Origin of the sequence: Deinococcus sp. YIM 77859, assembly GCF_000745175.1 — a bacterium.
In the GTDB taxonomy this organism is placed as follows: Bacteria; Deinococcota; Deinococci; order Deinococcales; family Deinococcaceae; genus Deinococcus.
The window spans coordinates 52167-72706 of the sequence record NZ_JQNI01000004.1 but is presented as its reverse complement, the minus strand read 5'-3'; the positions used below and the strand labels follow the sequence as shown (position 1 = coordinate 72706).

General features: G+C 64.3%; 19 protein-coding genes and 1 pseudogene. 11 read left to right on the top strand and 9 right to left on the bottom strand.

All coding sequences use genetic code 11. The features are described from left to right. Positions 1-156: 156 nt before the first annotated feature. The 4 genes from EI73_RS13520 (at position 157) to EI73_RS13505 (ending at position 4690) form a co-directional block, all read left to right on the top strand. Complete coding sequence (locus tag EI73_RS13520; protein WP_034388544.1) at positions 157-822, top strand: response regulator transcription factor; 666 nt, start codon at positions 157-159, stop codon at positions 820-822. After that, positions 823-1932: a cell wall metabolism sensor histidine kinase WalK gene (locus tag EI73_RS13515; RefSeq protein ID WP_034388542.1), complete on the top strand. Its 1110-nt coding sequence runs from the start codon at positions 823-825 to the stop codon at positions 1930-1932. A gap of 101 nt (positions 1933-2033) precedes the next feature. Then, the gene (locus tag EI73_RS13510) at positions 2034-3122 is read left to right on the top strand and encodes a protein kinase (protein WP_034388540.1); all 1089 of its coding nucleotides are present in this window, start codon (positions 2034-2036) and stop codon (positions 3120-3122) included. After that, positions 3119-4690: a tetratricopeptide repeat protein gene (locus tag EI73_RS13505; RefSeq protein WP_034388538.1), complete on the top strand. Its 1572-nt coding sequence runs from the start codon at positions 3119-3121 to the stop codon at positions 4688-4690. The genes EI73_RS13510 and EI73_RS13505 overlap by 4 nt, the downstream gene beginning before the upstream one ends. Before the next feature lie 27 nt (positions 4691-4717). On the opposite strand, the gene EI73_RS16585 is transcribed toward EI73_RS13505, so the two are convergent. Beyond that, on the bottom strand, positions 4718-4855 hold the full coding sequence (locus tag EI73_RS16585) for a hypothetical protein (RefSeq protein WP_197050810.1): 138 nt from the start codon (positions 4853-4855) through the stop codon (positions 4718-4720). Between the two features lie 49 nt (positions 4856-4904). Between EI73_RS16585 and EI73_RS16045 the strand changes: the two genes are divergently transcribed. Continuing rightward, positions 4905-5030: a hypothetical protein gene (locus tag EI73_RS16045; RefSeq protein ID WP_231557357.1), complete on the top strand. Its 126-nt coding sequence runs from the start codon at positions 4905-4907 to the stop codon at positions 5028-5030. 157 nt (positions 5031-5187) lie between these two features. Here EI73_RS16045 and EI73_RS16405 read toward each other — a convergent pair whose 3' ends face one another. The 3 genes from EI73_RS16405 to EI73_RS13490 all read right to left on the bottom strand — a co-directional run bounded on the left by EI73_RS16405 (position 5188) and on the right by EI73_RS13490 (position 9208). Further along, positions 5188-5790 carry a hypothetical protein gene (locus tag EI73_RS16405; RefSeq protein WP_156103608.1) on the bottom strand — a complete coding sequence of 201 codons (603 nt, stop codon included), beginning with the start codon at positions 5788-5790 and terminating at the stop codon, positions 5188-5190. 271 nt (positions 5791-6061) lie between these two features. After that, complete coding sequence (locus EI73_RS16400) at positions 6062-7081, bottom strand: hypothetical protein (protein ID WP_156103607.1); 1020 nt, start codon at positions 7079-7081, stop codon at positions 6062-6064. 786 nt (positions 7082-7867) lie between these two features. Next, a complete protein-coding gene (locus EI73_RS13490) occupies positions 7868-9208 on the bottom strand; it encodes a M23 family metallopeptidase (RefSeq protein WP_197050785.1) in 1341 nt (446 codons plus the stop codon). Positions 9209-9606: 398 nt separating this feature from the next. On the opposite strand from EI73_RS13490, the gene EI73_RS13485 reads away from it, so the two are divergent. Together EI73_RS13485 and EI73_RS13480 are read left to right on the top strand one after the other, a co-directional pair. Continuing rightward, a complete protein-coding gene (locus tag EI73_RS13485) occupies positions 9607-11517 on the top strand; it encodes a BTAD domain-containing protein (protein WP_034388530.1) in 1911 nt (636 codons plus the stop codon). Between the two features lie 165 nt (positions 11518-11682). Beyond that, positions 11683-12783: a HAMP domain-containing sensor histidine kinase gene (locus EI73_RS13480; RefSeq protein WP_034388528.1), complete on the top strand. Its 1101-nt coding sequence runs from the start codon at positions 11683-11685 to the stop codon at positions 12781-12783. Here the strand turns inward: EI73_RS13480 and EI73_RS17010 are convergent. Continuing rightward, positions 12768-13119 (bottom strand): annotated as a pseudogene (locus tag EI73_RS17010) (ATP-binding protein). The gene EI73_RS13480 and the pseudogene EI73_RS17010 sit on opposite strands and share 16 nt — an antisense overlap. Positions 13120-13209: 90 nt before the next feature. Here EI73_RS17010 and EI73_RS13470 point away from each other — a divergent pair. The 4 genes from EI73_RS13470 (at position 13210) to EI73_RS13455 (ending at position 18176) form a co-directional block, all read left to right on the top strand. Next, the gene (locus tag EI73_RS13470) at positions 13210-14856 is read left to right on the top strand and encodes an IS1182 family transposase (RefSeq protein ID WP_034388523.1); all 1647 of its coding nucleotides are present in this window, start codon (positions 13210-13212) and stop codon (positions 14854-14856) included. Between the two features lie 357 nt (positions 14857-15213). After that, positions 15214-16773, top strand: a complete 1560-nt coding sequence (istA, locus tag EI73_RS13465; protein ID WP_051935621.1) for an IS21 family transposase — start codon at positions 15214-15216, stop codon at positions 16771-16773. Positions 16774-16780: 7 nt separating this feature from the next. Further along, on the top strand, positions 16781-17539 hold the full coding sequence (istB, locus tag EI73_RS13460) for an IS21-like element helper ATPase IstB (RefSeq protein ID WP_034388521.1): 759 nt from the start codon (positions 16781-16783) through the stop codon (positions 17537-17539). 106 nt (positions 17540-17645) lie between these two features. After that, the gene (locus EI73_RS13455) at positions 17646-18176 is read left to right on the top strand and encodes a hypothetical protein (protein WP_034388518.1); all 531 of its coding nucleotides are present in this window, start codon (positions 17646-17648) and stop codon (positions 18174-18176) included. A gap of 33 nt (positions 18177-18209) precedes the next feature. Here the strand turns inward: EI73_RS13455 and EI73_RS13450 are convergent, their stop codons facing one another. From EI73_RS13450 to EI73_RS16035, 4 genes are all read right to left on the bottom strand, one after another. After that, positions 18210-18566: a lasso peptide biosynthesis protein gene (locus tag EI73_RS13450; protein ID WP_197050784.1), complete on the bottom strand. Its 357-nt coding sequence runs from the start codon at positions 18564-18566 to the stop codon at positions 18210-18212. Further along, positions 18563-18781, bottom strand: a complete 219-nt coding sequence (locus EI73_RS16575; protein ID WP_197050783.1) for a hypothetical protein — start codon at positions 18779-18781, stop codon at positions 18563-18565. Before EI73_RS16575 ends, EI73_RS13450 begins: the two co-directional genes overlap by 4 nt. Positions 18782-18943: 162 nt before the next feature. Continuing rightward, a complete protein-coding gene (locus EI73_RS16395; RefSeq protein WP_156103605.1) occupies positions 18944-19084 on the bottom strand; it encodes a hypothetical protein in 141 nt (46 codons plus the stop codon). A gap of 13 nt (positions 19085-19097) precedes the next feature. Further along, positions 19098-20212, bottom strand: a protein-coding gene (locus EI73_RS16035; RefSeq protein ID WP_156103433.1) for an IS3 family transposase whose coding sequence is annotated in 2 segments (ribosomal slippage) — positions 19098-19963 and positions 19963-20212 — 1116 coding nt in all. Because the reading frame shifts where the segments join, the coding sequence is not laid out codon by codon here. Positions 20213-20540: the final 328 nt, after the last annotated feature.

The window sequence follows — 20540 nt, the reverse complement described above, 5'->3', positions numbered from 1 at the left end:
GGTGCTGGACGGTCCGGTGGATCCCGGGGTGCCGCCGTTCATCAACCCGGGCGCGCCGGGACCGGGAACGCCGGAGCAGGGCTTGCCGCGTCCCGCTGGGTCCCGGGGCACTGGATGCACGGCCGGGCAGAGTTGACCGTTCGGGGGGAGGACTGAATGGCTGTCGTTCTGATCGTGGACGACGACCCGGCCATCCTGGAAATCCTCACCGCGTACCTGGCGGCGGAGGGCCACTCGGTGGTGATCGAGGATGACGGTCTGGCGGCCCTGCCGCTGCTGGCCCGGGCCGACGTGGCGGTGATCGACTGGATGTTGCCGGGCATGAGCGGTGTGGAACTCACCGCCCACGCCCGCCGGGAACACCCGCAGCTGCCGGTGCTGCTGCTCACCGCCCGCGGTGAGGTGGAAGACCGTCTGGCGGGCCTGAATGCCGGGGCCGACGATTACGTGGTGAAGCCGTTCAGCCCCCGGGAGGTGGTGGCGCGCGTCCGGGCCCTGCTGCGCCGCGTGGGGGTGCGGGAACGGATCGAGGCGGGGCCGCTCGCCATGGACCTGGCCGGGCGGTCCGCGACGCTGCACGGTCAGCCGCTCCCGCTCTCCCGCACGGAATTCGACCTGCTGGCGACGCTCGCGCAGCACCCCGGGCTGGTCTGGTCGCGGGAACGGCTGATCGAGCGCGTGTGGGGCCCGGAGTACCCCGGCGTGACGCGCGTCGTGGACATCCACATCACCGCGCTGCGCCGCAAACTCGGTGACGACGCGGAAGCGCCGACCTTCATTGAGACGGTGCGGGGCCTGGGGTACCGTTTCCGGGAGGACTGAATGCGCCTGTTCCCCCGCCTGCTGCTCAACCACCTCGTCGTCGTGATCGTCACGGCGTCCGTGCTGCTGGTGGTCGCGGAGCTGAGTGCGCAGCCATTTATCCAGCATCACGTGGCGCAGATGATGGAACTGCTCGGCGCGCCAGGCAACCACATGCGCTCGGATCTGACCAACGGCATGCGCGTCACCCTGACCCGCGCCCTGCTCGCGGCGCTGCCCCTGGCGCTGCTCGTCGCGGTCCTGACCGCCTGGGTCGCGGCACGGCGGGTGACCGCCTCCGTGCGTCACCTGCAGGCGGGGAGCCGGGCAATCGCCAGCGGCCAGTATGACCGCCGCCTGCCGGAAGACGGGGAGGACGAACTCACGGAACTCGCGCGGAGTTTCAACACCATGGCGGGCGCCCTCGCGCGGGTCGAGCAGACGCGCGCGGAACTGATTGGGAATGTCGCCCACGAGCTGCGCACCCCGGTCGCCGCCGTGCGGGGGTACGCGGAGGCGGCGCAGGACGGCATTCTCCCCGCCGACAAGGCCCTGGCCGCCATTGCCCGGGAGGTGGCGGGCATGGAACGCCTGGCGCACGATCTCAGCCTGGTGAGCCGCGTCGAGGGCGGGCGGGTCGAGCTGCACCTGAGGAGCGTCCCGCTGCGGGACCTGCTCCGTCAGGCCCAGGACCGCTTCCACCTGGCCTTCGAGGACCGCCCCGTCACCCTGCAGGTGGACCTGCCCGCGGCCGAGGTCGTGGTGTGGGTGGATGCCCAGCGCGCGCAGCAGGTGCTCGCCAACCTGCTGAGCAACGCGCTGAAGCACACCCCGGCAGGCGGAACGGTGCGGGTCTCGGCGGACGTGCACGGGCCAGTGGTCACCGTCGCGGTCGCGGACACCGGCAGCGGCATCGCGCCCGAACACCTGGACCGCGTGTTCGAACGGTTTTACCGGGTGGACGCCGCCCGCACCCCTGGGGAAGGCAGCGGCGTGGGTCTCACCATCGCCCGCGGCCTCGCCCGGGCGATGCAGGGCGACCTGACCGCGACCTCAGCGCCCGGGCAGGGGAGCACCTTCCGCTGGACCGTCCCGCTGAGTCCCGCGCCAGCCCGCCTGCCGCAACGGTAGGGCCGGTGCCCGCGCCTCACGGTTGCTGCTCAACGTGGCTTCCCTGCCAGCGGCCTTTGCGCGACAATGTTTCTCAGTTGCACGCCTGGAGGCTCCCCGTCATGACGTCACCCCCGCCCACGATCAGCACGCATCCCGCTCTGTTCTTGCACGGTTTGACCCTGGAGGGGGGCTGGCGTGTCACCGGACGGGCGACCACCGTCAAAGGGCAGCCGGCCGGCGGGCATCAATCTGTGGGGTACTTCGTCGAGCGCGCAGACGGGCACCCGGGGTTTCTGAAGGCCATCGACCTGTCGGGCATCATTCAGGCCAGGAACGTCATGCGGGCGCTTCAGGAGGTCACCGAGCAGTTCAACTTCGAGGTGAGCCTGCTCGAGCACTGCAGCGACATGCGCCTGAGCCGGGTCGTCCACGCGATTGATCACGGTGAGCACCGCATCCCTGGCGCCCTCATCCCGGTGCCGTACATCGTGTTCGACCGGGCCGACGGGGACGTCCGCGACCATCTGGAGGCGACGACCGTCGACGACGTCTGGCTGCTGAGGTGCATCCACCATGTGGCGGTGGGCCTGCACCAGCTCCACACCGCCAGGTTCGCGCACAACGACGTCAAGCCGGCCAACGTGCTGGTGTTCGAGGCGCTGGGGTCGAAGATCGGGGACCTGGGGACCGCGGTGGACGCTTCCGGGACTTCCCCGCATGGCGGCAAAGCGTTCGCGGGCAGCTGGGACTGCGCGCCTCCCGAAGTGCCGTACCTCGCCGAGCAGGTGGACGCCTGGCAGCATGGTCGGCGCTGCGACCTGTACATGCTGGGCGGCCTGATCACGTTTCTCTTCACGCACCAGCACTTCAACACCTTCCTGAAGCGGGAGTTGCCGGAGGAGCTGCTGCCGCTCTTCTGGGGCGGGGACTTCACCGGGCCGTTCGAGGAGGCCCTGCCGCACCTGCTGGCGGCCTTCGACCGTGCCGCCCGTGAGGTGGAGGTGGCGCTCCGGCCACGCCTGCACCCCAGTGTCGCTGGCGAGGTGACGCGCAGCATCCGGGAACTCTGCCACCCGGACCCCGCGCGCCGGGGGCATCCCCGCAACCTGTCCGGCCTCAACCCGCTCGGTCTGGAGCGGTACATCAGCCTGTACGACCGCCTGGTGATGAAAGCCGGTCTCGCGCGGAAACGGGGGAGCAGGCCGTGAGCTTGCCCGCGAGGCCCAAGAACCGCCGGGTGCTTCCCCGTTGGCGGGACACGCGCGCCGCCGTCGAAACCGGGGAAATGCGGAGTTTGCAGCGTGCCGGCGCGGACGAGAAAGCCCGCGCGCAGCAGGCGGGCGTGCAGCGGCTGGTGACCCTGCAACGGGAGTTCGGGGCGAAGCCCAGCGTGGGCCGGGCGGCGGAACTGACGGGTGCGGCGGCCTTGATGAACCGGCCCGACGTGGCGGAAGAAGCCGCCGCCTACCTGCTGCTGCATGCCGAGCAGACGACGCCCGCCGCCCTGGCGTCGGCACGGACACTGCTGGCCCTCCCGGTGCCAGGTGAGGCCGCTCTCCAGGCACCGCAGAGTACCGGTCTGCTGACCGTCCAGGCGGAGGTCCGCCGGCTGCGGCCCCTCCTGCGCGAGTTCCCGCACAACCCCCTGATGCACCTGGACCTGGCGCGCGCCTACGCGGCCCTGGGGCAGGCGCAGCGGGCCGAGCGGCATCTTCAGCTGGCCCTCGCGTTGGCGCCGCAGCACCGCTTTGCCCTGCGCACCGCCGTGCGGTTTCACGTGCACACGCACGACCCCCGCGCGGCCGTGACGCTCCTGCGCCGCTCAGACCGCACGCCGCACGATCCCTGGCTGATCGCCGCGGAAATCAGCGCGTCCATGGTGGCGGGGGTCGCGCCCCGGTTTGTTCGCCGGGCCCGTGACCTGGTGGAGAACTGGGACCTCGACCCCCTCCACATCAGTGAGCTGGCCGCGGCGCTGGGGACGCTGGAACTCAAGGATGGGGGGAAAAGCAAGCACGTGCGGAAGATGTTCCGGCAGGCCCTCGAGCAGCCCACCGAGAACGCGGTCGCGCAGGTGCAGTGGGTGGCGCCGCAGGTGCAGGTGCCCCTGGACGAGCAACAGTTGAAGAGTGTTCCCCGGAACTTCGAGATGCGTGCCTGGGAGCGGTACAGCCTGTCCCGTTTTGAGGCCGCGCGGGACGCCTTCGAGTGCTGGCTGCAGGACGAGCCGTACGCCGCCACGCCGGTGACCATGGCGGCGTACCTGGCCGGTGCCCTGGATCCCACCCCGGCCCGGGCGATTGAACTGACCCGGCTCGGTCTCACGGCACATCCGGCCGACGAAGTCATGCTGAACAACATGGCCTACTACCTGGCCAGCGACGATCAACTGGACGACGCGGAGACCTACCTGCGACGCGCCCAGGCGGCTACGGCACCGGGGAACGTCTGGAACGGGGCGAATCTGGTGGCCACGCAGGGCCTGCTGCTGTTCCGGCGGGGCCAGCCGGACGCAGGCGTCCACCTCTACGAGGCGGCGGCGGCCCTGGCCAAGCGCAATGCGCTCCCGCAGCGCGCCGTGATTGCCCAGCTCAACCTTGCCCGGGAGCTGCTCCGCGGCGGCGATGAGCGGGCACCGGCGGTGCTTCTCCGGGCGCTGGAGGAAGCGCGGGCCTGCACCTCGCCGGACGTGGACCTCGCCGTGGCGCATCTGCGGGCCCAGATGCAGCGCCTCGGGGTCCCCCCGGAGGTTCTGCCCCCCACGCTCTTCAGGTGAAGGCGGCCGGGGGAGTGCCCGGGCCGTTCAGGAAGCTTTCTGCCGCAGTTGCTCCACCGCGAACTCGAATTCCTCCTCGGTCACCTGGCGCACCAGCCCGGTGTCGTCACGGCGAATCATGCTGTAGTAGCGGGAGTTGGACTCGAAGCGGCCCAGGATCTGCACGCTGCACCAGCTCCGCCATAGCCATGCGACGGAGCTGGTCAATGGTGGAGTGAGCCTGGCGACCATTCGCAAACGGCTGGGGCATCAGCACATTCAGACGACCCTGCGATACGCGGAGGTGAATGACCAGACGGCGGATGAGGAAGTGCGGCGATGGCGTCGGCAAAGCATTTAAATTGCGGGTGTGGTGTGCTTGAACGAGGGCATCCGCCTAGACGTCCGGTGCTACAGGCTGCCGATGACGACCAGCGCCTGAGTATGCTGCTGAATGTCATGGCGTGGATAGCCAGGTGCCTGCTGCATGATGCCACCTGAGGTTAGCGCACTCGCTTTTAGGGACTATACAGGTGATCCCGTGGAATGGTGATCTGTGAGGCAACCTTCTTGCGATTCTGCACAGTCCCTGAGGGCGTGAGGTTTCCTTGGTATACGTCACGAACTCGGACGTTGTAGAAAGGCCCACTCCGCACATCTTTTGGAAGAGAGCCACACTCGTTGATCACATACAGGTCTTTCATTCCATGATCTTTCTTGAACCACTCGGTAAAGGTATTCTTGACTGATACCTTACGTGCATCTGGACCGGGGATTCCATTGGGCGCAATAGGTGTGGCTGTCCAGAGCCGAACGGCCCTCTGATTTTGTAGCCTGTAATAACTCAATGCACCCGCATTCCAAATATACATTTCGTTCGAGGATGGAAAGAATGTGGCGCTCGACAACGCCTCCAAGTTGTTCGGTCCGCAAGCTGGAGATGTGCTGTTCTGTTTGAAGTAGGACAACACGAGCATCTTTTGCGTGTTCTGCGTGGAGACGCCATCTGCATAGGTGCTACCTGCGTAGGCTAAGGCGCTCAACACTAATACCGTTCTTCTCATGGCGTCCTCCTTCTTTGCAACTCCTTGAAATGAATGGTCGAAGGTATGTTCACTCAAAGAACATTCCTGCTCGATTGACCGTTCTTCTACGGGAATAAGCTAGCCGTAGTAAGTAGCAAGCGAGAACGCATCACGTCACCTTCGGGCGCAGGTTCACCCTCGCCCCCTGCGGGCGAGGGTCGGTGCGCAGCGCCGGGGAGAGGGGGTGCGCGGGCGGCACGGCCTGGTTCTCACCCGCGAGCTACTTAGAGCGAACTCGAACGCTGGCTGTTATGGCACCCCAGTAGTGTGGAACTACTGTGCGATGGGGTTCTAATATTCTACCTAGTTACCGGATGGTGACAGTATCGGCACCTGCGGGCGCAGCAGTATCATAGGAGACGACGAAGCTACCATAGTTGGCGGCGCAGAAGTTGCTGGGCCACGAGCTGGAGGTTCCCGAGCTGGTCGCGTACGTTGTGTTGCGGATCTTCGCGTTGACGATCTTGGAGCCTGTTGTGGGTGACGCAAGGCTAACGACCTTCCGTAGCTCGATGTTCGCCGAGTTCGACGGTCTGAGTGACGAGACGTCGAAGTCGTTGGATGTAGCAGTACCCTTGTAGCCTATCGTATAGGAGGCACCCGTAATCGTGTTGGAGAACTTGCTAATGATGTAATGTCCACCGTCACTCCCGATTACAGAGCGCGTGTTGTAATGTACTGTATCGCCGTTTGCGAAGTAATACTTGCCCATGTTCCAACCCTTGGTAGTATAGACTCCGCCTGTGTCAGGCGCGTACTGGTTATTGGCCCCTTGGGCAATACGCATGTAAACCTGCCAGGTATTCCCAGTATTGTATTGGAGGCCAATCTCCATATTTACGGTACTTGTTCTATAACCTCCGTACAGGTGTGGACCATATCCGGTTGTGTCGTAAGGCAGGATGGCGTCGAAGTCCCAGCCGACCCCGCCCTGCTTGATGTTCTTGTAGTACGGCCCCTCGGTGCTGGCGCCACAGGTGGCTAGCGCCTGGAGCGCTCTCCCAGCCCCGTTCGTGGTGGTTTTCGTGAACTGGACATCGGTATAGGGTACTGCGACATAGCCTACACTTTGGGCGTTGATGCCACTCTCGCCTTTGGGTTCGATTTGATAGACCTGATCGGTACTGCCGTCAATGAGCAGCAGGAGGTTATTGCGATCTGGTTGAACACCGGCGAGTTGCACGAAGGCATTCACATCAGGCTGCGTGGCAGAGGAAGTGCTGGGGATATCAACCGCCTCGCCACTTTGAGCGGTGGGTGTGGTTCCACAAGCAGCCAACATGGCGGTGAGCAGAACCAGGGATGAGAGAACAAAGGGTGAACGCATGATGTTTTTCTCCTTCTGTACGAGACTTGCAGCCAGTAGACCCAACACAACGGACAAGGAGAGAGGGCTTGTCTTCGTCTTGACCTCTCTGATAGCCAGGCTATGACTTGACCGGTTTGGTAGCGTTTAGGGGACATACGCCGCCCTCAATCGGGGAGCGCGAGGGCGGCCGTTCCTGAACCCCAGCCTCAGTTCGTGAGCTGAATCAGTACGCCCGGCCGAGTTCCACTTGAGGAGCAAAGCACACTTGGCGCCTCGAATCCCCTGGAAGCGACAAATTGGGCTTGAGCCGCGCTCGCCGTTCTGTTCTGCAAGCACGGCGTCACCTGCGCTGCTGTCACCTGATAGCCAGCAGCGGCGCTAGCGAGTCGGGCAGCAATGGTAGGTGCGTTCCTCGCCGCGCCCCCGAGATACCGAACACTGTAGATTCGGTCGTTTCCCGGCTGTCCCGGAAGGTCGTAGCGTGTCACCTCGACCTGTTGCCCACCTGGAAGGCCGTATCGGTAAATCTGCACCGGATTGCCGCTGCCCTCCAGCTTGGTGCGGCGCACGCCCTGGTAGACGCAGCCGAGTTGCCGACAGATAGGGGCGTTATAGAACGAGGCCGCGGTGCCGACAAGGGCCGAGGCGGTTTGGGTGCCACCCAGACCAAGAGCCGAGCTGGCAAGAGCCAGGACCAGTGGGAGCGCAGGGCGGAATCGATGAAACACAGGAACCTCCTGAAACGCACCTGTGGGAACCATCTCCCACAGGTGCGGAGAAGTGCAGCGGTTGGGAACAGAACGTTTAACAGGGATAGTAGCGGTAGAACGTCGCCGTATTGGCGTTCTCAAACCCTGTGATCGGGCACGATCCGCTGCCATTCGGTGTTGATGTCGGCCCCATTCCCAACATGGGCTTCAGAGAGGTCGCAGGTTTAATTGGAGAATCACTGAGGGTCCGGTACGCGAAGTGCAGATGGCACACGTTGCCGGAACCGGAACCTGTCTTGTTGAGTGTGGCGATTACTGTGCCTGGCGTCACCACCTGATCGAGATACACCTTGCTGAGGTCGGTGATGTGGGCGTACAGCGTCTTCGCCTGGAGGTTGCCACCCAGGCCGTCAGCGATGTCGTGGTTCAGGACGATGTAGTAGCCGTACCCTGTGTCGGTCCATTTGGCGGTCGTGACGCGCCCACGGTTGGCCGCGACGATGTTGTACCCGCAGTCACCCACCCCGTCACCGTTCCCGTCCCGGCCCCAGTCGAGGGCGTAGGAGTCGTTGCCGGTGTGGGTCATGTAGTTGTACGCGCGGTAGATGAAGAACGCGTTGATCTCCATCGGCACGCGCAGGTTGTACGCCTGCGCCTGCGGTTGCAACTCCGTTCCCTTAGAGAAAGCAACGGGAGTGGCCACGGTGGACAGCGTGCCATTGGCCGCGTACCTGGGCATCAGGCCCTGCCCGTCGTCGAGGGCCACCTTTCGCATAATGCTCTGCTTGGTGAGTCCCTGGGCGGCGAGCGTTCGCGTGACGGGCAGCTCATAGATGTAATTCTCTTCTTGCAGCGCTTGGCCCTCAGAAGCGTAGTGTGGGTCGTCGCGCCGAACGCCGGGTTCAGCCTTCGACTCGAAACTGCTGGCTTTGAAGGCGAGGTTGCGGCCGTCCGGGGAGACCGCGAGGCTGTACCCATTGAAGAGGAAGACCCCGAGGTCGCGGTCAGTGCCGAGTACCTGCTGCGTGTTGCTGTCCACTGCGATACGTACAAGGTAATCGTTCTGGCCCCGCTGGGCGTCCGGCACCGAGATCACGGCGTAGGCAAAGTCGTTTTGCGGTGCCAGTGCAGCGCCCTGCACGAGGTAGTTCCGGCCGAACTGTGCACTGTCTTCGAGCAGCCTAGTCTGACCGCTCTGCTTGTCGCGCAGCCACAGCCGACCGTCCTGGATGCGGGCACCGTCCTGCTGCCGTGTGCCCGCAAAGAGCAGGTACTTGTCGGTCTCGGCATAGATGCGTTGCACCTGGCCGGGGTCCACCGCAGGGGACGCTGTGGATTCAGTCTGGGGAGATTGTTGTGCGATCTCGGAGTTGCCGCAGGCGGCAAGGATGGCGGAGAGGGTGATGACGGCGGAGAGAGCGGCAATTCGACGCATCAGTTGGCTCCTTGTAAATGAGAGGCTCTTTGCTTTATCTACCGCTAACCGGCGGCAGAAACGGACCGAGATCAGTTCCCGCAGAGGGAAGTGCATGGGGGAGGCGGCGGGGGGCTGGCGGGCATCAAGCCGGGACCATGCCCGGTGCTGGGATCGGCCCCTGCATACCCGGTGACGAGGAACGTGCAGCACAACAGCGAAAGGAGAGTTTTCTTCAGGGTCTTCATCTCTTGTCCTCGTGAGGACAAGGCTAGGGAACCCCCGGTTTGGTAGCGTTTAGGAAACGGTTTGGAGCGTCCAGAACAGCGAAAATGGTATGGGCCAATCGAATTCTCAGAAAGAAAGGCGGCTGGTCATCTCCGCACCACCTCCTTCTGTTCCCGGCATATCCTGGGGCCATGGCTCAGGCCCTCCTCAAAGCCGTTCTGACCGGTGAATACCAGCAGGGCGCTCAACTGTTCGAGGCCCTGAAGCGGCCGGGCGCACAGGACTTTCGCTGGGGCGGGGTCTGTCACCTTCATCTGGGTGATGCTCTGAAGGCCCGCCGTCTACTCCTGATGGCCGTGGCGAAGGGAGATCAGGCGGCACGGGTGGAGCTGGCAACCTGCTTGCGATTTGAGGGAGAGTTTGCGGCTGCACGCGCGCAACTCAGCAGTCTGGACGTAGAACGGATGACCGCCAGGGATGCTGCCCTGGCCCTGCGAGAAGCGGCCGTTCTGGAGCAGCAATGCGGTGAAGTGACCCAGGCCGCCGCCCTGCTCGATGAAGCCTGGAGTCACGCCGTCAGTGCGGACCTGCTCGTACAGTCGGCGGTGGCCCAGTCCATCGCGCTGGTGGCCGCCCATCAGGGGAACGATGTGAAGGCCGAGGCGTATCTCCAGTTTGCGGAGGAACACGCCAACGCTATGCGCCGCGTCTATGTGCTCTTGGCCCGAGCTGCCAGTGCCACCTATCTGGGGAGATTCGAGGATGCGGAGCAGGCTCTCTCGGCTGCTGAGAGGCGGGCTACAAGTTGCCCGCTGGCCACCGCGCTGCTGGCCTACCGCTGGGGAATGTGGTTCTCTGCTCAGGGCCAATGGAACCAGGCACGCGAGTCATTCGGGCGGGCGATTCATCTGGCACGTGAGCAGCAACAACCCGAAACCGAGTTCTACGCGCAGCTTGGCCTGACCGCGCTCGCCACAGCCGGAGGTGACGAGACGGCTGAACGCGGCAGCCTGGCACGAGCGAAGGCCCTCGTGAAAACGCCCCGAGCGCAGGCTTACCTGGACTGGCGATTAGGGGCGGCAATGGTCCGCCAGGCCAATCCTCGTGGCCTTGAAAGGCTGAACGCGGCTTCGGGGTACTTCCAGACCAGCGGGTGTACCCGTGAGGTGATTTGGGTTCTGCTGCATCTGGTGGAGGCCCATGCCGTCCTCGGCTCGCCGGTGGCCGCTCGCGAGGCTTTACGCGAGGCGGCGGATGCCCACCTCATGCTGGGGAGCCAACAGCATCTGGCCCTGGAACTGAATGGGCTGGCGCGTACGCGCCAGCTTCTCGATACGCTGACGGAACACGAGTACGAGCGGGTGTTGTGCGGGCCTTCCAGCACAGCCATGCCGGTCGCCGAGGTCACTCTGGTGACCCTGGGGAGTCCAGCGATCCTCGTCAATGGTCAGCGCGTGCGGCTCCAGATGAAGAAGTTCGTCGAGGTTCTCGCCTTCCTCCTCAAGGAGGGGGAAACGACATTGGGGACGTTACAGACGGAAGTCTTCCGGGGTGTCTCCCAAACACGCTCGAAGAACTACATCCATCAGGTGCGCCACGAACTCAAGCGGCTGGTGCCCGGACTCTCGGTTCCGTATGCCGCGGCGACACAGACGTACCGGCTGCACTGCGAGGGGGTACACCTGACGTGGGACTGGCAGCAGGCGCGGGATGCCTTGCTGAGTTCCGAGCGGGATGTCATGCTGACGGCTAGTTTCAATGTTAAGACTTTCCTACAGGACTCGGACAGTGAATGGGTGGAGACGGAGCGTGAGCGCATGAGCCGCTGGATCATCCGGGTGGGGCTGGAAACGATGGATACCTGGTACAGCGCGGGCGACTACGCCAAGTGCGTCAAACTCGCCGAACGGCTCATTGAGATCGACCCGCTCGACGAGGGGCTGCATGACTTCCTGATTCGCGCGACGGCACAGGTCAAGGGTGTCAGTGCCGCGCGAACCGTCTGCTGGGAGAGCCGAACCCTCTTCGCCAGGGAGGTCGGGTATATTCCACCTCTGCTCGATACTCTGGCCCAGCAGCTCCAGCACAAGTTGCCGAACTGATGCCCTGAAGACAGCCGCCCTGGAATCCCACTCCAGGGCGTTGTTCCCACCTTCCTGCCTGTCCGCCCCTTGCTGTGAAACGTTGTGCTGGACGAGTAAAACTGGACATATGCCGGTTCGCCGTTCCATTGCTACCGCGAGGCCGAGTTCGACGAAGCGAGGGGCGTGGCCGACATCTTCCACGGCTGGTTCGCCGACGGTGCCCAGCCCTTCCCGGCGGTAATGCGGCTGGAGGAGTACGAGGGACCGATCCTGGATGACCTTCGCGCGGGCCGGACTGTGCGGATCGAGGACACGCGCGATCCCGCCCTCGCGCGGCCCGATCTCGCCGCCATCGCGGAGGTCGGCGTAACGGCGCTGCTCAGCGTTCCCCTGATCGTCGGTGGCACGCTGGTGGTGAATCTGTCGGTTCACCAGCACGCGGCGCGCCGGTGGACCGAGGGCGAGGTCGCGCTGGTGCAGGAGGTGGCGGAGCGGCTCTGGGCCGATCTCGTGCGTGCCCGCGCCGAGGCCGCCCTGCGCGCGCTGAACGCCTCCCTCGAAGAGCGGGTGGAGGAGCGCACCCGCCGCCTCGCGGACCTGAATGCGGAACTGGGCGCCCTGATCACCCGCACCGCCCGCAACCTCGAAGCCCCGGTGGGGTACCTCAGCCGCTTCCTGGGCCCCGGGCGTCCGGCGGACCTCCTCGCGGAGCTGCCGCCCCACGGCCCCTCCGCCCTGGAGGACGAGCTGGCGCGGCTGCGGGGCGTCGTGCAGGACCTGCGCCAGCTCGCCCGCCTGGAAGACCAGGGCCTGAACACGGAACTGCTGCCGCTGGGCGAACTGTTCGCGGAGGTGCAGGCCGGGGCCGGGAGCCGGGCCGAGTGGCTGATTCAGCCCCTCCCCATCGTGCGCGGGGACCGGGGGCTGCTGAAGCAGGCGCTGGCAGTGCTGCTCACCTTCACGCTGAGTGACACCCGGGGCGCGCGCTCGGTGGACGTGAGCAGCGAGGAGATCGACGGCGAGGTGTGGGTGACGGTGCAGGACGACGGGCTGGGCCTGTCCGGCGAGGAAGCCGCCACCCTCTTCGACCTGGCGGTGCGGACCGAACAGGCGGTGCCGCTCCTGCCGGGCAGCGGGCTGGTGCAGGTGCGGCGCATCCTGGCGCGGCACGGCGGCTGGGCCTGGGCCGAGGCCCGCCTGAACGGGGGCCGGGTCGTCCTCGCCTTTCCCCGGGACGAGTCGGTGAGCGAACTCGAAGCCCTCTTCCGTCAGGAGGGACGCTGAGGCGGCTTCCTCGCGGGTTCCGTCTCCGCCGGATTCCTGGGGAAGGCCAGCCAGAACATGGCCCCCTGGCCGGGCCTGCCCTCGGCCCACACCCGGCCCCCCTGCCGGGCCACCAGCCGCCGGACCAGCGCCAGCCCCCCCGAAGTCCTCCTCGCGGTGGAGGTGGCCGAAGGGGGTGAAGAGCCGTTCCCGGTAGCGCATATTGAAGCCGATCCCGTTGTCCTCCACCCAGACCGCATCCTCGCGTTCCAGTTGCTTCACGCCCACGTGAATCCGCGCCTGTTCCTGCGGGCGGGTCGCCTTGAGGGCATTGGTCAGGAGCTGGGTGAAGACCACCTGCAAGGCCCCCGTGTCCCCGCGCACCAGGGGGTGTGTCAGGGAAGCGATACCGTTGGCGAAGTCGGCGGGTGAGGCGCACACTGAGAGATGCTGCGTCCAGACCCACTCGGCCCTATCCCTGAAGACACGCTCCGGATCGCCCGCGCGGCGTTTCCCAAGGGGAACCTCTACCTCAAGCTTCGAGACGAACTGGGCGTGCTGTACGCAGATCAGGACTTTGCAGCGCTGTTTCCAGCGCTGGGTCAACCCGCCTTGCCCCCGTGGCGACTGGCGCTGGTCACGGTGGTGCAGTTCCTCGAAAACTTGACAGATCGACAAGCTGCTGAACAGGTGCGAGCACGCCTGGACCTCAAATACCTGCTGGGACTGGAACTCACCGACCCAGGGTTCGACTTCAGTGTGCTCTCGGAATTTCGCTCACGGCTGGTCGCGGGACAGGCCGAACATCTGCTGCTGGACCGAATGCTCGAACGCTTCCGGGAACAGGGCTTGCTGAAACGGCGTGGCCGACAGCGGACCGACTCGACCCACGTGTTGGCGGCCATCCGGTACCTGACCCGGATCGAGTTGGTCGCCGAGACGTTCCGGGCCACGCTCAATGCACTCGGGCGCTTTGCGCCCGAGTGGTTGGCCCCACGACTCGATCCCCGCTGGCGGGAGTGGTATGACCACCGAATCGAGTCGTACCGCTTCCCACAGGGCAAAGACGCTCGCCTGGCCTATGTGGTGCAAGTCGGCCAGGATGGGTTTTCCTTGCTGGAGGCCCTCCGGGCCGATCCCAGCGTCGCCCCCTTGCTGAGCTTGCCCGCAGTTCAGACCCTGGAACTGGTTTGGACGCAGCAGTTCAGCCGCAAGGATGGCGAGGTGCAGTGGAAGCCAGGGACGGCAGTTCCACCTTCTGCCGAGCGCCCGGAATCGCCGTATGACATTGAGGCGCGCTTCTCGACCAAGCGGGGCCAGGACTGGGTCGGCTACAAGCTGCACCTGACGGAGGCCTGTGAGCCGGAGCTGCCGGAAGTGATCACCCACGTTCACGTCTCGTCGTCGTGTACCCAGGACATTCAGGTGATGCCCACGGTCCACAGCGCGTTGGCTGCCAAGGAGATGTTGCCCCGGCAACATCTTGTGGATTCGGGCTACGTCAGCGGGACCCTCCTGGTGGAAAGCCACGAGCAGTACAGGGTTGAGGTCATCGGCCCCCCACGTTCAGCCACGGGTTGGCAGCAGAAGGATCCGAACGCCTTCAAATCCAGCGATTTCATCGTGCACTGGGACGAACATTGCGTGGTCTGTCCTCGCGGTCACCGCTCTTCGAAATGGCGCGTGGGGCGAAGTCAGCAAGGGCTTCCATTGGTCACGGCAACCTTCCGTCGCGGCCTCTGCAACCGGTGCCCAGACAAACCCCGCTGTACCAAGTCAAAGTCCTTGGGCCGGAGTGTGATGCTTCAGGACCAGGCAGCCTATGAAGCGCTGCACGCGATGCGGGCGCAGCAGGAAACGCCGGAATGGAAGGTCCTGTATCAGCAGCGTGCTGGCATAGAAGGCACCCTCTCCGTCGCTGTCCGTGCCCACGGGGCACGGACAGCACGTTACCGAGGCACAGCCAAACTGCGCTTACAGAGCATGGCGACCGCAGCAGGCATCAATCTGGGCCGCATCTACGCCTGGTGGCAAGAGCGGCCCAGAGCAGCGACCAGAACGGCACGTTTCGCCCGTCTTTCGATCACCGCCTGACTTCGCCAACGGTATCGGGAAGGTGCGTTCAGGCGCAAAAGAGCTAGACAAGTTGGTGAAGAAGTGCCGTGTTCTGCTGGTGGCGGCATTTCTGGGCGAGAAAGAGACTGCTGATGGGTGGCCGATGGGGTAGAAATCTACCTGGAAGGCCCGAAGTGCCACCTCCAGAAGCGAAGGCGGAACTTGGGCGCTTGGAGGTAGAAGCGAGAGAAATGCTGGCCAGCAGGATGCTTTTGCTCTGTTGCGTCTCGCAGCAGCTTCCCTGACACACCCCCTACGCTGGTTGAATCCGGCATCCCCAGCCGCGGACGGGACTCCCCTGGTCATCCTGCAAGGATGACCAGAAAGCGAGCGTCCATGCGGAAAATCAGGGAAGTCTTGCGGTTGAAACTGGAACTGAACCTCAGTGACCGCCTCGTCGGACAAAGCGTCCAGCTTGCCCGCAGCACCGTGCAGGATTACGTGGCGCGAGCCAACCAGGCAGGCCTCAACTGGCCCCTCCCCCCAGAGCTGGACGATGTCCAGCTCGAAGCGCTGCTGTTTCGCACCCACGAACAGGCCGCTGTGAGTGCGGCCCACCAGCCCGACTGGGCCGTCCTCGACCGGGAACTGAGGCGCAAAGGCGTCACCCGCCAACTGCTGTGGGAAGAGTACCGTCGGCAGCACCCGGACGGCTGGCAGTACGCGACCTTCAACGAGAACTACCGGAAGTGGAAGGCCACAACCGGCCTGTCCATGCGGCAGACCCACCGGGCGGGCGAGAAACTCTTCGTCGACTACGCCGGGTTGACCCTGCCGGTGACCGACCCCAGGAGTGGCGACGTCCTGGCGGGGCAGGTGTTCGTTGCTACCCTGGGGGCCAGCGATTACACCTACGCCGAGGTCACCCGCAGTCAGGGGCTGCACGACTGGATCGAGTCGCACATCCGGGCGCTGAGCTTCTTCGGCGGTGTGCCCGAGATCATCGTTCCGGACAACCTCAAAGCTGGCGTGACCCACGCCAGCCGCTACGAACCCGAGCTGAACCGCACCTACCAGGAGTTCGCGCAGCACTACGATGTGGCCGTCATTCCAGCACGCGTCCGCAAGCCCAAAGACAAGGCGCTGGTGGAAGTGCACGTGCAGATCGTGGAACGCCGCATTCTTGCCCCCCTGCGCGACCGGGTGTTCTTCAGCCTGCCCGAGGCGAACGAGGCGGTTCGGGAGTTGCTGGAGGCCCTGAATCGGCAGCCCTTTCAGAAACGGCCCGGGAGTCGCCGCAGTGAGTTCGAAGCCCTGGATCAACCCGTGCTGCGCCCCTTGCCCGCCCAGCCCTTTGAAGTGGCCGAGTGGAAGCACACCACGGTCGGGCTGGACTACCACGTCGTCGTGCAGGGGCACGCGTACAGCGTGCCCCACCAGTACGCCAAGACCCGCGTGGACATCCGCCTCACCGCCCGGTTGGTCGAGATCTACCGTTCAGGACAGCGGATCGCCGTCCACCACCGCGTTCCCGGGACACTGACCCGACAGCAGACCACGATGCCCGACCACATGCCCGCCCATCACCGGCATTACCGTGAGGTCGGCCCGGAACAGCTCACCCAGCAAGCCCAGCAGGTCGGGGAGGCGACGGCGGCCCTGGTACGCGCCATCTTCGACGGGAACCAACATCCTGAACAGAAAAAGCGTGTCGTGACGGGTCTGCTTCGTCTTCACCGGGAGTACGGGGAGCGGCTGGAAGCGGCCTGTCGGCGGGCCCTGGCTCTGCAAGCGCACAGCTTGCAGAGCGTGAAGTCCATCCTGAAACACCGCCTGGACGAAGCCGAACTCCCGGGCAACTCCATCGAACTTCCCGTGGCCCAGCACAGCAACCTGCGTGGCCCCGGGTATTTCGCCGAGATCGACGAACCGGGTGCCGAGCGCACCCTGAATTGAGGTTGAGATGCTGCCACATCCCGTCATTCAACACCTGCGCGCCCTGAAACTCGATGGTATGGCGCTCGCCCTGCAAGAACAGCAGGAACAACCCGGTCTGCGTGAGTTGAGCTTCGAGGAACGGCTCACCTTGCTGGTGGACCGGGAACGGGCCTGTCGGGACACTCGGGGCCTCCAGCGCCGCCTGTCGGCGGCGCGCCTGAAGGTCGAGGCCAGCCTGGAAGAGGTCGACACGAAACACCCGAGAGGACTGGACGCCCGGTTGCTGCGTTCGCTGGCTCAGGGGCAGTGGATCGCCGAGAAACGGGGGGTCATCATCACCGGCCCCACCGGCGTCGGGAAGACCTTCATCGGATGTGCCCTGGCCCATCAGGCGTGCCGTCAGGGCTTCACGGCGTTGTACGCGCAGACCGGGCGACTGTTACAGGAACTGACCCTGGCGAAAGGGGATGGACGGTATTTGAAGCTCCTGGCGAGCATCGCCAGGGTGAGTGTCCTGATTCTGGACGACTGGGGGCTGGACGTGCCCACGGCGGAAGGGCGCCGGATTCTGCTGGAGATCCTGGATGATCGCTATGAACGGGCGTCCACGATCATCACCAGCCAGTTCCCGACTTCGGCCTGGCATGCCAACCTGGGTGACCCCACCCTGGCGGACGCGATCTTGGATCGCGTCCTGCACCATGCCTACCGCAGCGAACTCCAGGGAGAAAGCCTCAGGAAGAAGGGCAGGAAGTTGACCCCGGAAACGGTCAGCCTTTCATAATGGGAGCAGCTCGTCCGCTGGCTGGAAGGGTGCCGGATAACTCCATTCTTGGGAGCCGGATACTTCCAGCGGCGGGTGCCGGATTAGCTAGTGTACGCAACTTTACGTGCGGCCGTTCGGGGTGCCCCTAGCCGAGTTCGTGCGTGGTGCCCTCAGCAGCCGTCTGGTGATCTGGCCCAAGGGCCCTGGCCCCGCTCGCCTGGGAGTCACCACGGCGGGCCTGACCTGCTGGCGCTGCAAGCGGGACACACAGGTGATCGTGACGGTCCATGTCGCCCACCCCAGGCACGACGAGGTGTGCTTCTCCCTGAGCTGGGATGAGGGCGGGGTCTGGGGGGATGGGTCGCCCGTCAAGCAGCTCCTCGCGCGCCTGCTGACGCCCGAAGTCCGCGGCCCACTGAACCTGGGGGCCATCAAGCCTCGCTTCAGCAAGACGGTCGGCGGGATGTACCTCAGCCAGGGCTGCACCCGGTGTGACGCGCTCCAGGGTGACTACTTCATCATGGAACTGCGCCACGAGGCCTTCTACGACGGGCAGGCCAGGGCACCGAGCGTGTGGCTGCCCTTTACGCTGGACCAGTCGCTGCTCCAGACCGGACAGGAGTGGCACTTTCTCCCAGCAGTCCCTTCTTCCTGAGGGAACAGAAACGCCGCGCGCCGAGCTGCCACGTTACACGGGGCGCTTTTGGCGGAAGCGTGTCAACACACTCTCCCGCATTGAGGCAAAGTCGTCATGGATTTCTGCCACCTCGCGGTCCGCCGTCAGTTCACGGGTTTCCTTGAACGTGCGGTTGGGAGCACGGCGTTTGGGGCCCCAATAGGGCTGAGGCCGAATTTCATTTGGGATAGAGACGTTCTCTTCAAAGCTGTCCACATTCCCATCCACCAGGTCCTCTCCCACCTCGACCCATGCGTGAAGCATCACATGCTTGGTGCCATGCATCTTGTACGTGGCCTCTCCAATCACCACTCTGGCCGTGATACCCAATTCCGCCAACATTGCCCGGGCATAAACCGCGAAGGTCACACATTGATCGTTACGTTGTTCCAGGCCCGGTCCGTCGTCAGGACCGGCACGCCCAATCGTTGCCCCAGCGTGAGGCAGTAACGGTCGCCAAGGGAGAGTCCAGCGCTGCGGGTGGTCGGGTACAGGTTGGCCACCGCTTCCGCGTCCTGGGACTGTCCTGGGTCCACGGTCAGGAGCTGGCCCAGGATGCCGCGCTCGGTGAGCTGCCGGGCCACGTCGGTTGGTGCTGCACCTCGACTGGCCAGCTTGGTCAGGACCTCGGCCAGTTCATGGTGTGGAGGTCGTGCCGTGATTCAGGGCTGTGTCCACTTGTTCTTATTCGGAGCCGGGTTCTCCCTGAAGCCAGGCGAGCAGGGCGGAAGCGTCAAGGACCGTACTCATTCCCGTGCTGCCTCGTCGTGCCGTTCCTGCACCAGCTCATCAGCCAGGGAAACGCCGTCAGGAACCAGATAGGCGAACATCCCACGTGTGGAGGTCACCGTGAGGGTGCCCCATTTATCGGTCCAGGCCTTTTGCAACAACTAGCGTACCTCAGCCCGCCTTTTGCAGGCGGGCGAACTCGTTCGGTGACTGGCCGTCCAGACTGCTATGCGGTCTGACTTGGTTGTAATCCTCGCGCCAGGCGGCAATGACCAGTCGTGCCTCGGGAAGGCTTTGAAACCAGTGGAGATTCAGGCACTCATCCCGCACCCTCCCATTGAAACTCTCGATGTAAGCGTTCTCCATGGGTTTCCCCGGTGTGATGAAGACGTGGGCGATGCCCAACTCATGGGTCCACTGATCCAAGGCCTTGCTGATGAATTCGGGGCCGTTGTCCGTGGTGATGCTCGTCGGGCAACCCCTCACGGCCACCACCTCGGTCAGGCGACGCACCACATCCGCCCCGGTGATCGAGGTCCCGATGTGCATGACTAGGTTCTCGCGAGTGAAGTCGTCCACGACGTTGAAGACGCGAAAACGCTGTCCGGAGGCGAGCTGGTCGGACATGAAGTCCATGCTCCATCGCTGATTGGGTGCAGAAACCTCAGGTTTCTGCACCCGCTGCCTTCCCGTCAGCTTCTTGCGCCCCTTTTGCCGGACTGCGAGTCCCTCTGCTCGGTACAGGCGGTATACGCGCTTGTGATTGACCTGTGTCCCTTCGCGCCTGAGCAGCGTATGGAGCCGCCGGTATCCGAAGCGGGGACGTTCTTGCGCCAGGACCCGCAGACGGTCAATCAGAACTCGTTCACCCTCCTTTTTAGGGCTGTTATGCCTCTGGGTCGAACGCCAGAAGCCCAGTACCTGGCAGGCCCGGCGCTCACTGACCTGGAATTCACGGCGCAGGAACCCCACCATCTGCTTCTTGACGGGTGTTTGCGCCTGGGGCGTGGCCTCAGGCGTCACCACTTTTTTCCCACCACCTCCTTGAGCATCTGATTGTCCAGTGCCAGGTCCGCGACTAGCTTCTTCAGGCGGCGGTTTTCCTCCTCCAGCAGACGAAACCTCTTGGTTTCGTCTTTGGTCATCCCCCCGTAGCGCGCCTTCCAGCGGTACAGGGTGGTGATGGCCAAACCATGCGTCCTGGCGACCTCACTGATCGCTCCCCCAGCCTCAACCTGGCCGAGGATGTCCAGAATCTGCTGCTCGGTGTACCGTTTCCCCTTCATATGACCCCCAGATTGCCACTGGATTTGCAATCGGACTGGACCGGGAAACGGGGGGCACGTCAACCGCGTGCCCTGCTGTCACCAGCTCAGCTTTGCCCTTCTCAGTTACACGGGCAATTAGTCGCTCACCTGGCTCTATTCCCATGCTCTGACGGAAAGCCACGGGGAGAAACACTCGCCCGTTCTCCTTCACTTCCAATGTAAATGCCTCTTTTGCGGACATGGTGCAACTTTACCACTCTTGCCGCTCCCATCCTCCTTGCCCCTGGTTTTGAACTACCTATAATGGACTATAGTTCAAAGTCAGGATAAGCACCGTTCTTGACGC